Annotated in this window: 15 protein-coding genes; 4 read left to right on the top strand and 11 right to left on the bottom strand. The window is 58.3% G+C overall.

Translation table 11 applies throughout. The annotated features are described in order from the left end of the window. Positions 1–33: 33 nt before the first annotated feature. The 6 genes from C7H10_RS04430 to C7H10_RS04405 all read right to left on the bottom strand — a co-directional run bounded on the left by C7H10_RS04430 (position 34) and on the right by C7H10_RS04405 (position 6281). Positions 34–1158: an NAD(P)/FAD-dependent oxidoreductase gene (locus tag C7H10_RS04430; protein WP_106693909.1), complete on the bottom strand. Its 1125-nt coding sequence runs from the start codon at positions 1156–1158 to the stop codon at positions 34–36. Then, positions 1158–2471 carry an SAM-dependent methyltransferase gene (locus C7H10_RS04425; RefSeq protein ID WP_106693908.1) on the bottom strand — a complete coding sequence of 438 codons (1314 nt, stop codon included), beginning with the start codon at positions 2469–2471 and terminating at the stop codon, positions 1158–1160. Before C7H10_RS04425 ends, C7H10_RS04430 begins: the two co-directional genes overlap by 1 nt. A 162-nt stretch (positions 2472–2633) precedes the next feature. Further along, complete coding sequence (locus C7H10_RS04420) at positions 2634–3932, bottom strand: TRAP transporter large permease (RefSeq protein WP_061330750.1); 1299 nt, start codon at positions 3930–3932, stop codon at positions 2634–2636. Then, entirely contained in the window at positions 3929–4474 is a 546-nt protein-coding gene (locus C7H10_RS04415; protein WP_106693907.1) for a TRAP transporter small permease subunit, read from the bottom strand. Before C7H10_RS04415 ends, C7H10_RS04420 begins: the two co-directional genes overlap by 4 nt. A 100-nt stretch (positions 4475–4574) precedes the next feature. Then, positions 4575–5651: a TRAP transporter substrate-binding protein gene (locus C7H10_RS04410; protein ID WP_061330748.1), complete on the bottom strand. Its 1077-nt coding sequence runs from the start codon at positions 5649–5651 to the stop codon at positions 4575–4577. 171 nt (positions 5652–5822) lie between these two features. Next, positions 5823–6281: an ATPase gene (locus C7H10_RS04405; protein ID WP_106693906.1), complete on the bottom strand. Its 459-nt coding sequence runs from the start codon at positions 6279–6281 to the stop codon at positions 5823–5825. 96 nt (positions 6282–6377) lie between these two features. Here C7H10_RS04405 and C7H10_RS04400 point away from each other — a divergent pair, with 96 nt between their 5' ends. After that, positions 6378–7187: a motility protein A gene (locus tag C7H10_RS04400; protein ID WP_106693905.1), complete on the top strand. Its 810-nt coding sequence runs from the start codon at positions 6378–6380 to the stop codon at positions 7185–7187. After that, positions 7180–7899, top strand: coding sequence for an OmpA/MotB family protein (locus C7H10_RS04395; protein ID WP_106693904.1), 720 nt, complete (start codon positions 7180–7182; stop codon positions 7897–7899). The genes C7H10_RS04400 and C7H10_RS04395 overlap by 8 nt, the downstream gene beginning before the upstream one ends. On the opposite strand, the gene C7H10_RS04390 is transcribed toward C7H10_RS04395, so the two are convergent. Next, entirely contained in the window at positions 7871–9034 is a 1164-nt protein-coding gene (locus tag C7H10_RS04390; protein WP_244178177.1) for an acyltransferase family protein, read from the bottom strand. The genes C7H10_RS04395 and C7H10_RS04390 overlap by 29 nt on opposite strands. Positions 9035–9106: 72 nt before the next feature. On the opposite strand from C7H10_RS04390, the gene C7H10_RS04385 reads away from it, so the two are divergent. Continuing rightward, positions 9107–10174, top strand: a complete 1068-nt coding sequence (locus C7H10_RS04385; RefSeq protein ID WP_106693902.1) for a beta-N-acetylglucosaminidase domain-containing protein — start codon at positions 9107–9109, stop codon at positions 10172–10174. A 7-nt stretch (positions 10175–10181) separates the two neighbouring features. Here C7H10_RS04385 and C7H10_RS04380 read toward each other — a convergent pair whose 3' ends face one another. Genes C7H10_RS04380 through C7H10_RS04370 form a run of 3 tightly spaced genes read right to left on the bottom strand, consistent with a single transcriptional unit; the run spans position 10182 to position 12136 of the window. Further along, a complete protein-coding gene (locus C7H10_RS04380) occupies positions 10182–10889 on the bottom strand; it encodes an SIMPL domain-containing protein (RefSeq protein WP_106693901.1) in 708 nt (235 codons plus the stop codon). A gap of 29 nt (positions 10890–10918) precedes the next feature. Then, entirely contained in the window at positions 10919–11938 is a 1020-nt protein-coding gene (locus C7H10_RS04375) for a ChaN family lipoprotein (RefSeq protein ID WP_106693900.1), read from the bottom strand. A gap of 9 nt (positions 11939–11947) precedes the next feature. Next, positions 11948–12136 carry a CopG family transcriptional regulator gene (locus tag C7H10_RS04370; RefSeq protein ID WP_072676199.1) on the bottom strand — a complete coding sequence of 63 codons (189 nt, stop codon included), beginning with the start codon at positions 12134–12136 and terminating at the stop codon, positions 11948–11950. A 98-nt stretch (positions 12137–12234) separates the two neighbouring features. Here C7H10_RS04370 and dauA point away from each other — a divergent pair, with 98 nt between their 5' ends. Then, positions 12235–13980 carry a C4-dicarboxylic acid transporter DauA gene (dauA, locus tag C7H10_RS04365; protein WP_106693899.1) on the top strand — a complete coding sequence of 582 codons (1746 nt, stop codon included), beginning with the start codon at positions 12235–12237 and terminating at the stop codon, positions 13978–13980. A gap of 5 nt (positions 13981–13985) precedes the next feature. Here dauA and C7H10_RS04360 read toward each other — a convergent pair whose 3' ends face one another. After that, positions 13986–15164 carry a hypothetical protein gene (locus C7H10_RS04360; RefSeq protein WP_146136797.1) on the bottom strand — a complete coding sequence of 393 codons (1179 nt, stop codon included), beginning with the start codon at positions 15162–15164 and terminating at the stop codon, positions 13986–13988. Positions 15165–15265: the final 101 nt, after the last annotated feature.

The following is a 15265-nucleotide window of genomic DNA, read 5'->3' as shown; positions in this document are numbered from 1 at the left end:
GCCGGGCCCCGCAAGGGCCCGGCTTTTTGCGTTTCAGCCGACGGCTTTAAGTGGCGGCACATCCTGGTGCAGGAACCATTTTTCGGTCACTACCTTTCGGGTAAACCAGTGCGAGCGCATCAATGTGCTGGCGAGGGGCTGCTTCAGCCATTCCGGTAGTTCCCAGCCAGCTGCCGGTTCACTGGCACGGTTGCCAAAGCGTTCTGCAATGCGCTCACCGTAGCGCTGTAGCGCGGCGGCAGAAAAGTCGGGGGCGTGAAGAATCACGTCGGCCGCCATCAAGGCAGATTCAATGGCAGGGCGGATACCCTCACCGCTCTGGGTGTAAGCCAGGCCCGCTGCATCTCCGATCAGTAGTACGCCGTCGTCTACCAGTGGCCGATCGGCATGGGCGTACAACAGATAGGCATGACCCTTGAACCGGCCTGGCATGTCCGCAGGGATTCGCCCTTCCTGCTTCATATCATCCACAAATGCTTCCAGGTGATCCGTTAGCCTGTGGTTGTCTTCCCGCCCCAGGCCAATGTTCAGGAAATTACCTTTGCGGAATACCCAGGCATAACCCTTGAGATCCCGGCAGAACCAGAGCTCCGGGGTATCCCCCCGGGCTTCGCAGGTGCTGGCCTGTTCCGGTGTCATCTCGAATTCGACTTCCTTGGCGGCCACCACCGTTTCGTGTTTGCCGGGGCCATTGCCCAGCAGCTTGGCAACCGGGCAGAAGTGTCCCCCGGCACCGACTAATAGCGGAGCCTGCCATTGTTCGTTGATGGTCCAGTTGCCGTTGCTGCGCACGATGGATTTGACCGTTGTGCCCAGTTGTTTGGCACAGGTTGCACGGTTCAGCAGAAAGGCATCGAACTCACAACGGCGGATGCCGTAGCTGACGATACCCTGGTGATCATTTTCCACCGCAGGCTGGTCCATCATGCCGATGCGGAAACGACGAATGGGCTGCAGGGTCCGGCCATGGCCGTAATCGTCCGGATCGATGTCCAGGCTGTCCATCACGGCCGGCGTTACCCAGCCGGCGCAGGTTTTATCACGCGGGAAGTCGGCTTTGTCGATGACCAGCACATTCTTCCCGGCCTCCTCCAAACTGCGTGCCAGGGTGGAACCGGCGGGGCCGGCACCTACGATAATCGCGTCGTAGTATTCCATCAACTGCCCTCCGGTGTTGCTGGGAAGGCATACAGGTCCTGCCGGCTCTGGGGCAACTGATTGTTATCACCATGGGTGAACACCACCTGGAACAGCTGCAGCGACCCGGCCCGGAATGCCGCAATCGAGCCCGCCAGATAAAGCCGCCAGGCGCGGGTGAAGTGTTCGTCGTACATCTCGGTCACGCGCTCGGCATTGGCCTCGAAGCGCTCCGTCCAGTGGCTCAGGGTCTGGGCATAGTGCAGCCGCAGGTTCTCCACATCCAGCACCGAGAAGTCGCCGTGCTCACAGATTTCCATAAACTCGCCGATACTGGGAGGGTAGGCGCCGGGAAAGATCCGCTTCTCTATCCAGGCATTCATCAGCATGGGCCGGTTGCGCCCGATGCTGTGGAGCAGAGCTATGCCGTTGGGTTTCAGGCTGCGCTTGATCAGCTCCGACAGGGCTCGATAGTTTTCTTTGCCAACGTGCTCCAGCATGCCAACCGAGACGAATGCGTCATACTGGCCGGTGATGTTGCGGTAGTCGTCCTCCACATAGGTAATAAGACCATCGAGCCCCTGGCGTTCAGATTCGGCCTGGGCGTATGCCAGTTGCTCACGGGATATGTTGTAGGAGTGAACTTTCACGCCGTAGTTGCGGGCCATGTAACGGGCCAGGCCGCCCCAGCCACAGCCGGCTTCCACCACCGTCATGCCGGGCTTCAGGCGCAGCTTCCGGCACACGTGCTCCAGCTTGGCCAGTTGTGCCTGCTCCAGTGTGTTACCGGGGTGTTCGTAATAGGCACAGGTGTACTGCATTTCTGCGCTGTCCAGCCAGAGCTGGTAAAACTCGTTGCCCAGGTCGTAGTGGTGATGAATGTTTTCCTTGGCCTCGGAAATGCCGGTTGCTCTGGGGTTGTGATTCTTCCAAAGCGCATCCAGCCATTTTGGCCATTTCTGTCGGGCGGCGTGGACTGATCGGTAAAGGCTTTCCATCAGATCAGGCAGGTCGCCATCGATCTCCAGGCGGCCAGCGCTGTACAGATCGCCGAAGGCGAGGTTGGGGTTGGCAACGAGGGAGTAGAGTGCCTTGTGATCCTTCAGGTGCAGGGTGAAGCGGGCGGGCCCTTGCTCTGGCTCGATGACCTCGCCATTCCATAGCTGGAAGCGTATGGCGGGTGAGCCGGCCATTCGCATCAACTTGGCGATCAGCCAGCGTTCATAGCTGTGTGGTTCGCGATCAGCCTGACTGTTTTCCAATGGCAGGCTAAGAACATGTGCTTTGGTGTTGCTGTCAGAATAGTCCGTCTTTGGAGCTGTGCCCTGTGCCATGAAACTTCTCTCCCTTCGCGTTAATTCTCCGGCGTTTTCCCGAATGCATCACTGAGAGTCGCGTTTCTGACTTAGTATAGAAAATGATCAGGGTTTGTCAGGTTTGGGGGCAAAAAGGACAGGAGGCAGGGGCGGGTTGCATACCCGACCCTGCCTGAAAGCTCAGTAGGTGGAGCTCATGCCGAACCATTCCGGGAAGATGACGATCAGCGCCAGCACCAGAATCTGGATCAGTATGAATGGCACAATGCCTTTGTAGATATCGATCGTTCGGACATTCGGTGGTGCCACCCCTTTAAGGTAGAACAGTGAGAACCCGAAGGGTGGTGTCAGGAAACTGGTTTGCAGGTTCATGGCCACCAGAATGGCAAACCACAGCATGTTGATGCCCAGCGCTTCCGCCACCGGCGCCAGGATGGGCACGATGATGAACGAAATCTCCACGAAGTCGATGAAGAAGCCGAGAATCAGGATGACCAGCATGGCCAGAATGATGAAGCCCCACTGCTCGCCCGGCAGCATCAGCAGCCACTCTTCAAGCAGGTAGTCGCCACCGGTGTAACTGAACACCATCGAGAATGCCGTGGCCCCAATCAGAATGGCAAAGACCATGGCGGTCACGCTGACCGTGTCCTTTGCCGCATCCCAGACCATCTTGAACGAGAACTGTCGGTAGATCAGCGCCAGTACCACCGCGCCGATACCGCCCAGGGCTGAAGACTCAGTGGGGGTGGCAATGCCGGTGAAGATGGAGCCAAGCACCACGATGATTAATGCAAGCGGAGGGATAATTGCCAGCAGGGCATCGCGTATCTCTTTGCCCCGGCTAATGCTGTCGTCATCCTTGGGCATTGCAGGTGCGGTCTGCGGCTTTAACCGGGTAAGGATAAGTATGTAAACAATGTACAGGCCGATAAGAAGCACACCAGGTCCCACGGCAGCCCTGAACAGGTCGCCAACGGGCAGCCCCAGTACATCACCTAGAATGATCAGAATGATGGAGGGGGGAACTATCTGCCCCAGGGTGCCAGAAGCGCAAATCGTGCCGGTTGCCAGCCGTTTGTCGTATTTGTGCGCAAGCATGACCGGGAGTGATATCAGGCCCATGGCCACTACGCTGGCGCCAACCACGCCGGTCGAAGCGGCCAGCAGCGCGCCCACAAGAATGGTGGAAATGGCCAAACCACCCGGCAAGCCGCCAAACAAGCGACCCATGGAGGTGAGCAGTTGCTCAGCCAATTTGGTGCGTTGCAGCACCACCCCCATAAAAATGAACAAGGGCACCGCCATCAGAACCGTATTCTGCATCACGCTCATGATGCGGTACGGCATGAAGGCAAACAGATCCATGCCCTCGGCATAGATACCGAACACCAGGGCCACACCACCAAATGTAAAGGCCACGGGGAAACCGAACATCAGCATGATCAGGGCCACGCCGAACATAATCATACCGATCATGCCAGGCCTCCCGCGCTATGCTCGCCCACGTATTCCTTCTCGCCTGCCAGCACCCGAATGGCATAGGTCACCATATTCAGGCCGGCGGTGGCCATGAATACGGCACTCAATGGTATCACCGCTTTGATCACCCAGCGGTGAGGCAGGCCACCTGGGTCACCACTGCCTTCGCCCATCTGGTAGGAATCCAGGGCGAAGCTGTAACCGTAACGGCCGATCAGGTAGGCAAAGGGAATGACAAAAATCAGCGCACCCAGAATATTGACCCAGGCCTTGGTCTTGTTACTCCAGCGGGTATAGAACACGTCTACCCGAACGTGGCCATCCGTGCGCAGGGCGTAGGGAATACCCAGCAGAAAAACCACGGAATACAGATGCCATTCCATTTCCTGCATGGCGATGGACACATCGTTGAAGACGTAACGGGCAACGACATCGTAGAAAACGTTCACGGCCATCAGGATCATGGCCAGGCAGGCAATCACGCCGCACAGTTTCGAGAGCCAGGCCAGGCTCTTGTCGAGTTTGATTATCCAGTACATGGAACTTCGTCCTCCGCAAAGCGGATGCGTATCTGTGAAACGAAAAAACCGGGATCACTGCGTTGAGCGATCCCGGCTCTGTTACTTGAAGGCCTCAATTTTACTCGATTTCAGCCATGGTATTGAGATAGGCGTTATCAGAAATGCGAGTGTACGCTCGGGAATCCCGTTGGTAGTCCTCAAGAGACTTTACGATACGCGCAGCCTGCTCATTGTTGCCGGCGGCTTCCTTGAGCAATTTCTGATTGGCGTCATACATGGCCTGGAAAACATCGTCTGGGAAATTCTTGATCTGTACGTTGGGGTAGTCTTGCTTGATGTTAGCCCACGCCTTGGCGTTTTCATGCTGAGAATGAATCAGCATATCGTAGGCCGCGGTGCGCATGGCAACGCGCAGGATTTCCTGCAGGTCTGCTGGCAGCCGCTCCCAGACACGCTTGTTGATCAGGAACTGCAGTTCGGTGGCAGGCTCATGCCAGCCAGTGTAGTAATAGTCCGCGATCTGGTGGAAGCCCAGACGGAGATCGAGTGCTGGACCTACCCACTCCAGGGCGTCGATGGTGTTGCGCTCAAGGGCTGTATAGAGTTCGCCGGGAGCGATATTGGTGGGGTTAACGCCTACTTCCGCAAACACCTCTCCGGCAAAGCCTGGAATACGCATTTTCAGACCTTTCAGGTCGTCCAGTGATTTGATTTCCTTGCGGAACCAGCCGCCCATCTGGTTGCCTGTGTTGCCGCCGGGGAAGGACAGCATGTTGTGAGGTTCGTACACCTCCTGCATCAGGTCCATGCCATCGCCATAATAGAACCAGGCGTATTGCTCAAGGGCTGTCATGCCAAAGGGCATGCTGGTGAAGAATAGTGTGTTGGGTACCTTGCCTTTCCAGTAATAGGAGGCAGAGTGACCCATGTCGTACTGACCGGCTTTGACCATGTCAAAAACGCCGAGCGGGGCCTTGTGCTTGTTGGCAGAATCGATCCGGATTTTCAGCCGGCCGTTGGACATTTTTTCCGCCATCTGGGCCATGCTTTTGGTGGCATCTCCAAATATCGGAAAGTTAGGTCCCCAGGTTTCTGCAAGTTTGAGGGTGAAGGTGTCTTGGGCGAGCGCCTGAGTGGCGGCAAAGGTAGTTGCCACAGCCAGCACAGCCGCGGAAAGAACAGAACGGATCTTCATTGCTCTTCTATCCTCTGGTTTTATTGTATTTGTCGTTTTCGATGGACCCGGTTCCCTGTAGGAAACCACCGTCCGGACAGTCTAGTTCAGATTAGCAACTACCGCGGCCGTTCTACAGCAAAAAATAACCTATGTACGACATAGGTCTAAGGTCGTTGGGAGGTGAGAAGTTCACACATCCTGCATGCGGCCGATCTGGCTGGCCATGCGCATGGCCTCGTGTTCCTCGAGGGATTTCAGGTCTTCCAGCAGGGTTTTGGCCTCGGGAATCTCGGCTTTACCGATCAGGTTGTCATACAGGTTCATTACCTGATCGTGGAAATCGAAAATTTCCCGCGCAATGCCGGCAAAATCCAGATCGTTGTAGTGCGTGTCGCAGGTGCGTTCATTCTCGATAGGTTTGTGCACGCCATAGTCGTAAAGGCGGGTGTTCATGGCTTTCGAATCGGCCTGCTTTTCGTATTCTTCCACGGCTTTTGCCAGCAGTTGCTCGTGACGACTTATGTAATCAAGCAGGGCACTGGCCCGTTCGTCTTTGTTCAGGGCGGCCGATTCGTGCAGGCAGCGGCCCAAATGGGCGTGCAGTTGCCGGGTCCAGTCGATCAGGTCGGCAAAGGTTTTGATTTCCATGTTGTTATACTCCGATCAGAATTTGGATTGCCTTTGTCTTTCTATCCTATCAGTCTAGACCGGGTTGGTGATGATGTGTGTCATGCGGAGATGTAAATGAACCCCTCTACTCTTATCGGCATGGTTGCCGGTCTGGCGGTACTGGCCAGTGTGCTGGTGTGGTCGGCACAGGACCCGATGCTGTTTCTCAATCTGCCCGGCCTGGCGATTGTGATCGGGGGTACCCTGGCGGCGACGTTTATTTCCTTTCCACTGAAAGAGGTTCTGAGGGTTTTCAAGTTGCTGGGCACGGTGGTTCGAAACGAAAAACTCTATACCCAGCAAGACATCGACGAACTGGTGCGGATTTCCCGGTTGTGGATTGATGGCAAACTGCCCCAGGTGGAACGGGAGCTGGAGCATGTTCGCAATCCGTTCCTGCGTTCCGGCGTGCAGCTGGTGATTGAGTTGAACCCGGAAGAGGACATCATGGATTTTCTGGAGTGGCGGGTGGCCCGGCTGCGCGCCCGGGAGCATGCCGAAGCCCAGCTGTTTCGGGTGATGGCCAGCTTTGCCCCCGCTTTTGGCATGATCGGAACCCTGGTGGGACTGATCAATATGATGTTCCTGCTGGGGGATGGCAACATGACAGTGATCGGCCAGCAGCTGGCCATAGCACTGATGACCACCTTTTACGGCATTCTGTTGGCGAACCTGATCTTCAAGCCGGTGGCGGTCAAACTGGAACGCCGCACCGAACAGCGCATTATCCTGATGCGAATGGTGATGCAGGGGATTTCCATGATGTGCAAAAAGCGCAGTCCGTCGTTGATGAGGGAAACCTTGAAGTCTTTTGTGGCCAGCTACGAAGACGAAATCCGTGATTCGCGCGGGGTTATGGCTGCGGGTGGCACAGCCGATGTCTGATCTGGACCACGCTACCTCCGGTGTCGCAAAACGGGCCGATTGCCTTCGCATCCCGCTGACCCACAGCACCGAGGAAGAAAGCTGGCTGATCACTTACCTGGATGTGATTACTCTGTTGCTGGTGATGTTTGTGGTTATGCTGGCTTTGTCTGGTGGCCCTTCGGGGGTTTCTGACAAACGGATGACCCTTACCCCAGCGGTGATTGAGCCGGCCATAACGGGCCTGGAATCAGCAACAGAACAAACCCCGGCAGGCAGTGAGCCTGAGGCCTTTGCCGATCGAGCAAGAGCGACCCTGGAGGCGGCTGGCCTGGGGGATGACATTACGGTGATACCGCAACAGGATGGCGTCCGTTTCCGGATCAGTAACGATATTTTGTTTGGCTCCGGCGAAGCGGTTCTGTCGACAGAGGGAGTACGCCAGCTTGAGAATCTGTTACCACTGCTGGCGGACTCCGATTATCAGGTTACCGTTGCCGGCCATACCGATAGCCTGCCGATACAAACCTCGCGTTTTCCTTCCAACTGGGAGCTGTCGTCAGCCCGGGCCGGCAGCGTGGTGCGCCTGTTTGAGAATGCCGGCGTACCTCGAAATCGCTTGCAGGCCGCGGGCTACGCAGACACCCGGCCGCTGTTCCGTAACGATACCGAGCAGGGGCGTTCCCGTAATCGCCGCGTCGAAATCATTCTTGAGGGCGCTCCGTCGCAATGACGGTGCGTGCTGTCGGTGTCGGCCGCTTGGCGCGCCATTGCCGGTAATAAGCCAGGGCGGGCTTCTCGATGCCGTAGTGCAGGACAGCGGCCAGGGCAATCGCCACAGCCAGTGCCAGCGCTACCCCCAGTTGTCCCGGAAGGCCCGCCTGATAGGTCAGGTCGATCAGCCCATAGCCAATGTTCTGATGAACCAGGTACAACGTATAGGAAATGCTTCCCAGCCAGAGCAGGCTGGGGCGTGACAGCCCATTCAGGTAGCCGGCGACCGCCAGTGCGAAAATGCCGTAGCAGGCCAGCACGAAGATACTGAATGGTGCTTTGTAGGCGACCAGGCAATGGCCGATGCTCAAGGCCAGCAGGGCGATATCGAGGGCGGGCAAGCGGCGGTCGCGATAGGCCCGGTAGATCAACATGCCGCTGATAAACAGTGGCGCGTAGCGAACAAAGAGCAAATCTTTCAGCAGAAAATCCAGGGCGTCCGGAATGGCCTTCCACCAGATGACACCGGCATAACTGATCAGCACCCAGGCCCAGAGTACCGTCCGAATCCTGCGCCAATCGCCCAGGCCATAGAACAGCAAGGCAATCCACACGTAGAAGGTCGCTTCAATCACCAGGCTCCAGTAGGCGCCGTCAACGTGGGGGTAGCCCAGGTACTCATGCAACAGCGTCAGGTTCATCAGTGCCGCATCGAAGCTAACCATACGATCCTCCGGCCCGAGCCAGTGGACCATCAGATAGGTGAGCGCAATGCCTGCCCACAAGGCGGGTAGAAGTCGGAAGGCGCGCGCCAGGGCGAATTGACCGGAAGTGCGCGTGCGTTCCAGGGTCATGAAAATGACGAAGCCGCTGAGCATGAAAAATAGGTGCACACCGTAGCGCCCGAAATCCAGGAAGCCGGGACTGCTGAAAGAGTGGTCATACAGCCGGTCGTAATAGGGCAGGTAATGGAACAGGACAACGCCCAGAGCCGCAAGTCCACGTAGTGCGTCCAGGGCGGTCAGGCGATTTTGGGCATCTGGCATGATCAGCCGGGTTCCGTTGTGAGCGAGCGGACAGTCTATCCTGCCCGCCGTCAGTCGCCTATCGCCGGAGTATACGATTGCCTTGCCGGCCACTGACGTTTCGTTCATGGTGATTCGCCCGATCCGGAGTACACTTGAGGATACGAAGAGAGAACGCAGTAATCAGGGAGCGAGCAGGTCATGACAGTTGAGCTGGGTGTTATCGAAGGTTTCTATGGTCCAATGTGGAGTTGGGCAGAGCGGGGGCGCCTGATGACCTCGCTGGCCGCCCATGGCTACAGCTTTTACCTGTATGCCCCGAAGGCGGACCCCTACCTGCGCCGTCGCTGGCAGGAACCCCATCCGGCAGACCAGGCCGCCGAGCTGGAATCCTTTGCCCGGTTGTGCCGGCGCGATGGCGTACGTTTCGGGGTAGGCCTGAGCCCGTTCGAGATTTTCAACCGGTTTGACGATGCCGCCCGGGAGGCACTGGCGGCCAAGCTCCGGATGCTCGACAAGGCGGGTATTCAGGAGCTGGCCATCCTGTTTGATGACATGCGCTCTGAAGTGCCGGAGCTGGCCGGCACCCAGGCGGAGATTGTCCGCTGGATTCGGGATAACTCCAAGGCCACCACCATCAGCATGTGCCCTACCTACTATTCCGACGACTCGGTGCTGGACCGGGTGTTCGGCGAACGCCCGGCGGACTATCTGGAAACCCTGGGCGCCGAGTTGCCGAAAGAGGTCAGGGTGTTCTGGACCGGAGAGGAAGTCTGTTCCCGGGAAATCTCGCCAGGGCACCTGAAGCGTGTTGGGGACCGCCTGGGCCGCAAACCGGTGCTGTGGGATAACTACCCGGTGAATGATGGTGACCGGATGTCCCGGCATCTGCACCTGCGGGCCTTTACCGGCCGCCCGGCGAACAATGCAGCACATCTGGCCGGCCACGCCATCAATCCGGCATTACAGCCGGCGTTGACGGCGATACCCGCGCTCACTCTGGCGGAATCTTACCGGCAGGGGCCGAACTATCAGTATGGCCAGGCGTTTCATCATGCCGCCCGGGAACTGTTGGGGGTAGACCTTGCCAATCAGCTACAAACCGATCTGCTGGTGCTGCAGGATGCCGGGCTGGAGCGGATCAGTGATGAAAAGAAGCAGGCACTGATCCACACCTACGATGCCTTTGATCACCCGGCCGCCAACGAGATTCTGCGCTGGCTGGCCGGTGATTATCAGGTGACGGACGAGATGGTTCAAACCCAGTAGGCGGACGTTACTCGAGGTAATAGTCGACGGTCGATACAACGCGTACCGTTTTCACGGGCTGCTGTTGCTCAGAAATCCCCGGTGCCTGGTCCCGGGCCAGAATCTGGAACACCCCCTGATTGGCCCGGCGCAAACCGCCAACACTGGCGTTGGCATCCCGGGCGAACTGCTGGGCAGCTTCCCGCGCGGCGGCGGTGGCTTCGGCAATCATCGCTGGCTTGATATCGTTCAGGCCACTGAACAGGTAAGTGGGGCCGCCGGGGCCGTAGTCGGTGGTCAGCAGTACGCCGGAATCCACCAGTTCACTGACGTTCTGGGCCGCCTGGCGAATGCGGTCTATCTGGGTGCTGCGTACCATCAAGGTCTGGTTGATGATGAACTTCTGTTCGCCCTCGCCCTGATAGGGGTTGGCGCGAGTGTCGGTGACATCCAGCCGTTGCAGCTCAACGGCGTTCTTGTCGATCGCCTGTAACTCCAGAAACGCATAGATGGCTTCGCGGCTACTGCGTGCTTTTTCCTGCGCTTGTTCCAGGGTGTTGCCCGTGGCGACAAATCGGATCGGCCAGAGTGCCAGATCGGCCTGCACCTCCCGCTCGGCAACGCCTTTGACGGTGACGTATCGATCCGACGTTTTCAGGCCGGTGAGCCCTTCTTTCAATAACGACGCAGAGAGAATCAGGCTTATGCCCAGGATAATGGCAACAACAACTTTCATGGTTCAGTCCCTTGTGTGAATCAACGTGCCTATTCTGTGATGCACTGGACCGCTGGTCCACTGCTAAAACGTTCCCGCATGGCGTTCTGCCGCCGATCCGTGTCCCGGAATTCCGGCGGCAAGGGTTGGATCAGATACAGGTAATCGCCCTTGTCGAGGTTGTCGGCAAACGGTGCTTGTCGTTCCTCGTTTGGCCAGAACACTGGACTGATCACCACCACAGAAAGCTCCGGCGCCTGTTGTTTGAGCAACGCCACGGTGCCCAGCCCCTGCTCACTGTGGAAGGTGCCGGTCAGGTGCACTACCTGGTGGTCCGGGTGTTGTTGATGGGCTTGCAGGATGCGCATGGCCATGGTGTTGTCGCGCAGTAGTTGGGCGTTGTAGGTGTTATCCATGCGCTCGGCCATGGAGGGATCGCCCTGGCCGTGGCTGCCGCTGATGGCCTCGACAAACTTTTCCCGGTAGGCCGGCGTGTCCCGGAAGGGCTGCTCAGGCAGCGTTTGCCGCTGGTCGGTGGGCAAGCGCTCGAGGTAGTCCGGGCCGGTGCGGCCCACGCAGCGAACCACATCGGCAGGGGCATTGGCGGCAACAACGGGAAGATCATGGCGCCGGGCAAATTCCACCAGCGGCCGGTAAGAAGCCCGGTAGTTGTCCCAGGCATTGGCGTCTTCGATCATTTCGGTTTCGCCGGTGATGCCCGCCAGATAACTGTCCAGCGCCGGCTGATAATCCAGGTTGAACTGCTCCAGGGTCAACACCTGGCGCGGACGCTGTTGGTAAAGCCGTTGTTGCAATTGGGCCTGCAGGAGGTGCGAGGCCTGGTGGCCATGATACTCGCCAATCACCACCACATCGGTGCTGGTCAGTGCTCGTGCCAGGTTGTCGATGGTGACTGGCTGGCTTGAATGGCTGTCGACCAGTACGCTGTCATACAGGGTTTGTGGTTGCGCGGGCTCTGTGCCGGACGGTTTGGGTAGCTGGGCACAACCGGTCGTTAGCGCCAGGCTGAGCGCCAGAACAGGGAGGCGAAAGCGTTCGGGTGAGGCCATCGGCGATGCTCAGTCAGGTTTGTCGGTGCGCCGTTCGCGCCAGTCTTCGCCCAGTCTCTGCTCGACGTATTCGCGGATAAACTGGCGGACTTTCTGTGACGGAGTGACATCCTCTGCTTTGCACAGTTCCTCAAAGACCGCTTTCTTCTCCGGATCGATCAGTAGCGTCAATCGGGCTGTTCGGTTTTCCTTAGTCATAAGTGGTAGTGCTCATGGCATGTTAATCAGGTTAACATTGAATGTAATCGGCGTGAGCATATAATGACTGAGCTATAGCCGCAACCGGGAAGTGCCTCATGTCGCACCGCGCTCATCTGTTTTCTCTGAGGATTGCCCACGCCTTCCGTGAAGCCTGTGTGGATGAGCGTTATACCGGCGGCCGCTTCCTGAAAGACCTGATGGCCGGCGTCACCGTCGGTATTATTGCTATCCCCCTGGCCATGGCGCTGGCCATTGCCAGTGGCGTTGCCCCCCAGTATGGCCTTTATACCGCCTTCATTGCCGGTTTTGTGATTGCCCTGTTCGGCGGCAGCCGTTACAGCATCTCCGGCCCCACGGCGGCGTTCGTGGTGATTCTGTACCCCATTGCCCAGAGCTACGGACTGGGTGGCCTGCTGCTGGCCACCCTGATGTCCGGGGTGTTGCTGGTGATTATGGCGGTGATGCGCCTGGGCCGCTTTATCGAGTATATCCCGGAATCCGTCACCCTGGGGTTCACCGGCGGTATTGCGGTGGTGATCGCCACCCTGCAGGTGAAAGACTTTTTCGGCCTGTCGGTGGAGACCATGCCGGAGCATTACTGGGACAAGCTGGCGGTGCTGGCCCAGCAATTACCGGCCCTGGATTCCATGAGCACACTGATAGCCGCCACTACCCTGGCGGTTATGTTGCTCTGGCCCAGGCTGAAAACGCCGGTGCCGCCGCACCTGCCTGCGGTGATTATCGGCAGCCTGCTGGCGATCTGGTTCAATGCCAATGGGGCTGCGATAGAAACCATCGGTTCCCGGTTCAGTTACCTGTTGCCTGATGGCAGTACCGGTGCCGGCATTCCCCCCTTCCTTCCCGAATTTGCCTGGCCCTGGCAGCAACTGAATGCCCAGGGCGAGCCAGTGGGGCTTTCCTGGAACATGGTCCGCGAGCTGCTGCCGGCGGCCTTTGCCATTGCCATGCTCGGGGCCATTGAGTCCTTGCTCTGTGCGGTGGTGCTGGATGGTATGACCGGCAAACGCCACAGCGCTAACAGTGAACTGATGGGGCAGGGCATTGGCAACATTGTGGTGCCGTTTTTCGGCGGTATTACCGCCACCGCCGCCATTGCCCGCTCAGCTGCCAACTATCGGGCCGGAGCCCAGTCACCGGTGGCCGCCATGGTGCATGCCCTGGTGGTTTTGCTGGCGCTGGTGTCGCTGGCCGGTGTTCTGGCATACCTGCCCATGCCGGCCATGGCTGCCCTGTTGATTATGGTGGCCTGGAACATGAGTGAAGCCCCCAAAGCGGCGCACCTTCTGAAAACCGCGCCGCGTAGTGATGTGTTGGTGTTTTTGACCTGCTTTGGCCTGACCGTGGCGCTGGATATGGTCATTGCCATTACCACCGGCGTGTTATTGGCGGCGGTGCTTTTCATGCGTGAAATGGCTCAGATGACCAAGGTGACAGACATCAGCGAAAACAAGCGGGTAGTGCAGGCCGGGCTGCCGAAAGGCTGGCGGGTGTTCAAGATCAATGGCCCACTGTTCTTTGCCGCCGCAGACCGCGTATTCGGTGAGCTGGCAGATCTCTCCCGGGAGACCCGGGGCTTCGTCCTGTATATGGACGGCGTGACCGTGCTGGATGCCGGCGGCCTGGCGGCGTTGAACAAACTGATTGACCAGTGCCGGAAAAACGGTACCGAAATCATGATCGCTGACCTTCAGTTTCAGCCCCTTCGGGCCCTGGCCCGGGCTGGGCTCAAACCGGAACCGGGGGTCAGCAGTTTTTATCCATCGCTGGCCTCGGCTCTTGAAGCCCTCAGTGCCCGCCGCAGTGCCCCGCAGATGGTCTGATCCGCTCACAGCGGCCAGTGCAGTTGCAGGTTGCCGCCGCCAAACCCGAATTTGTGCAGGTAGAAGGTGGGGTTCAGGGTTAATACGGCCTGGTTGCTGGCGCTCAGTCGGGTTTCAATAGGCACGGCCAGCTTGCCGGTAAAGCCGGTGTGCCGGCGTTGTTCCTCCTCCTGTTCAAACGTTTGCCGGATCTCGGGCGCACTCAGGTAAATGCCCGGGCTGACGCTGGTGTTCTGGCTGGCGCTCAGGGTGATCTCGGCGAAGACCGTGGGTTCCCGGCGCCGAATACGTCCCTCATCGTTCAGCTCTCGTCCGAAATATCCGGTTTCGTCCAGTTGCAGCCAGGCCACTCCAACCGTAGGGGAGAGGCGGTGCGGCACCAGGGTGGCGGAGCCCCGGGCCTTCAGGTGATCCCGCTTGAATCCGGTGGCCCTGTTTTCATCGCTCCGCTGCAGCGTGTAATCCCGCCGTGTGCGCTCACCTTCCAGGTGTAACCCGATCAGCCAGTCTCCGGTTTGCTGGCGGTGGCTGATGGCTCCGCGCTGGGTTTCGTTGCTGACAGCCAGCTCCTGGCGCTGGCTGATGAACCGGGAATCCGGGGACAGGTTGAGCGATACCGTCGTACCCTCCACGGCAGTGGATCCTTGGTGATGCCACTGCAGAAAATAGGACTGCGGCTTTTTGCTGAAACGGTCGGCGGTATCGGTTTTTTCGTTGAAGTAGTAATCCGGTAGTATCACAGAGGCGTGCAGCCAGCTCTGGCTGTCGAGGTGATGGCGCGCGCTAAGATAAATGTCCGATTCCGCTTTGTCGGAGAACACATCGCCTTGCAGCCACACTTCTGTGCGCTCGCCAATGTTCTGGCGGAAGCCTACCAACTGCCGCTGATAGGGACCGTCCAGATCCTCCGCCCGCTGGATATCGAGCAGAAAGCCGTTCTGATCATCGCGAAACCCGAAATCCTGGCGGTAACGAAAATTGAAGTACAGCCGGCGGCTGCTGACACTGCCGCCGGTACCGCGGATGCCGTTGTCCATGGCGGTCGGTAACGCCTGACGGTGATCAAACGTCAGCTCGTGAAGGAAGCGCTCGGTGTCATAGGCTTCATCCCGACCTGAAACCACGGCGTCCGAGCGCCAGGGTTGGGGAATATGAGCCGTGCTGGCATTGCTCGTAGATGCCAAAACGGATGCCAGAACTAACCAGTGCGTGTGGCGAGTCATGGTTTTCTTCACGATTTGAGCGCACCTTGCTGCCGGAGTTTGTTCTATCCTATGTGCAACCA

Origin of the sequence: Marinobacter shengliensis (assembly GCF_003007715.1) — a bacterium.
GTDB lineage: Bacteria > Pseudomonadota > Gammaproteobacteria > Pseudomonadales > Oleiphilaceae > Marinobacter > Marinobacter shengliensis.
This window is presented reverse-complemented; position numbering and strand designations above follow the sequence as displayed.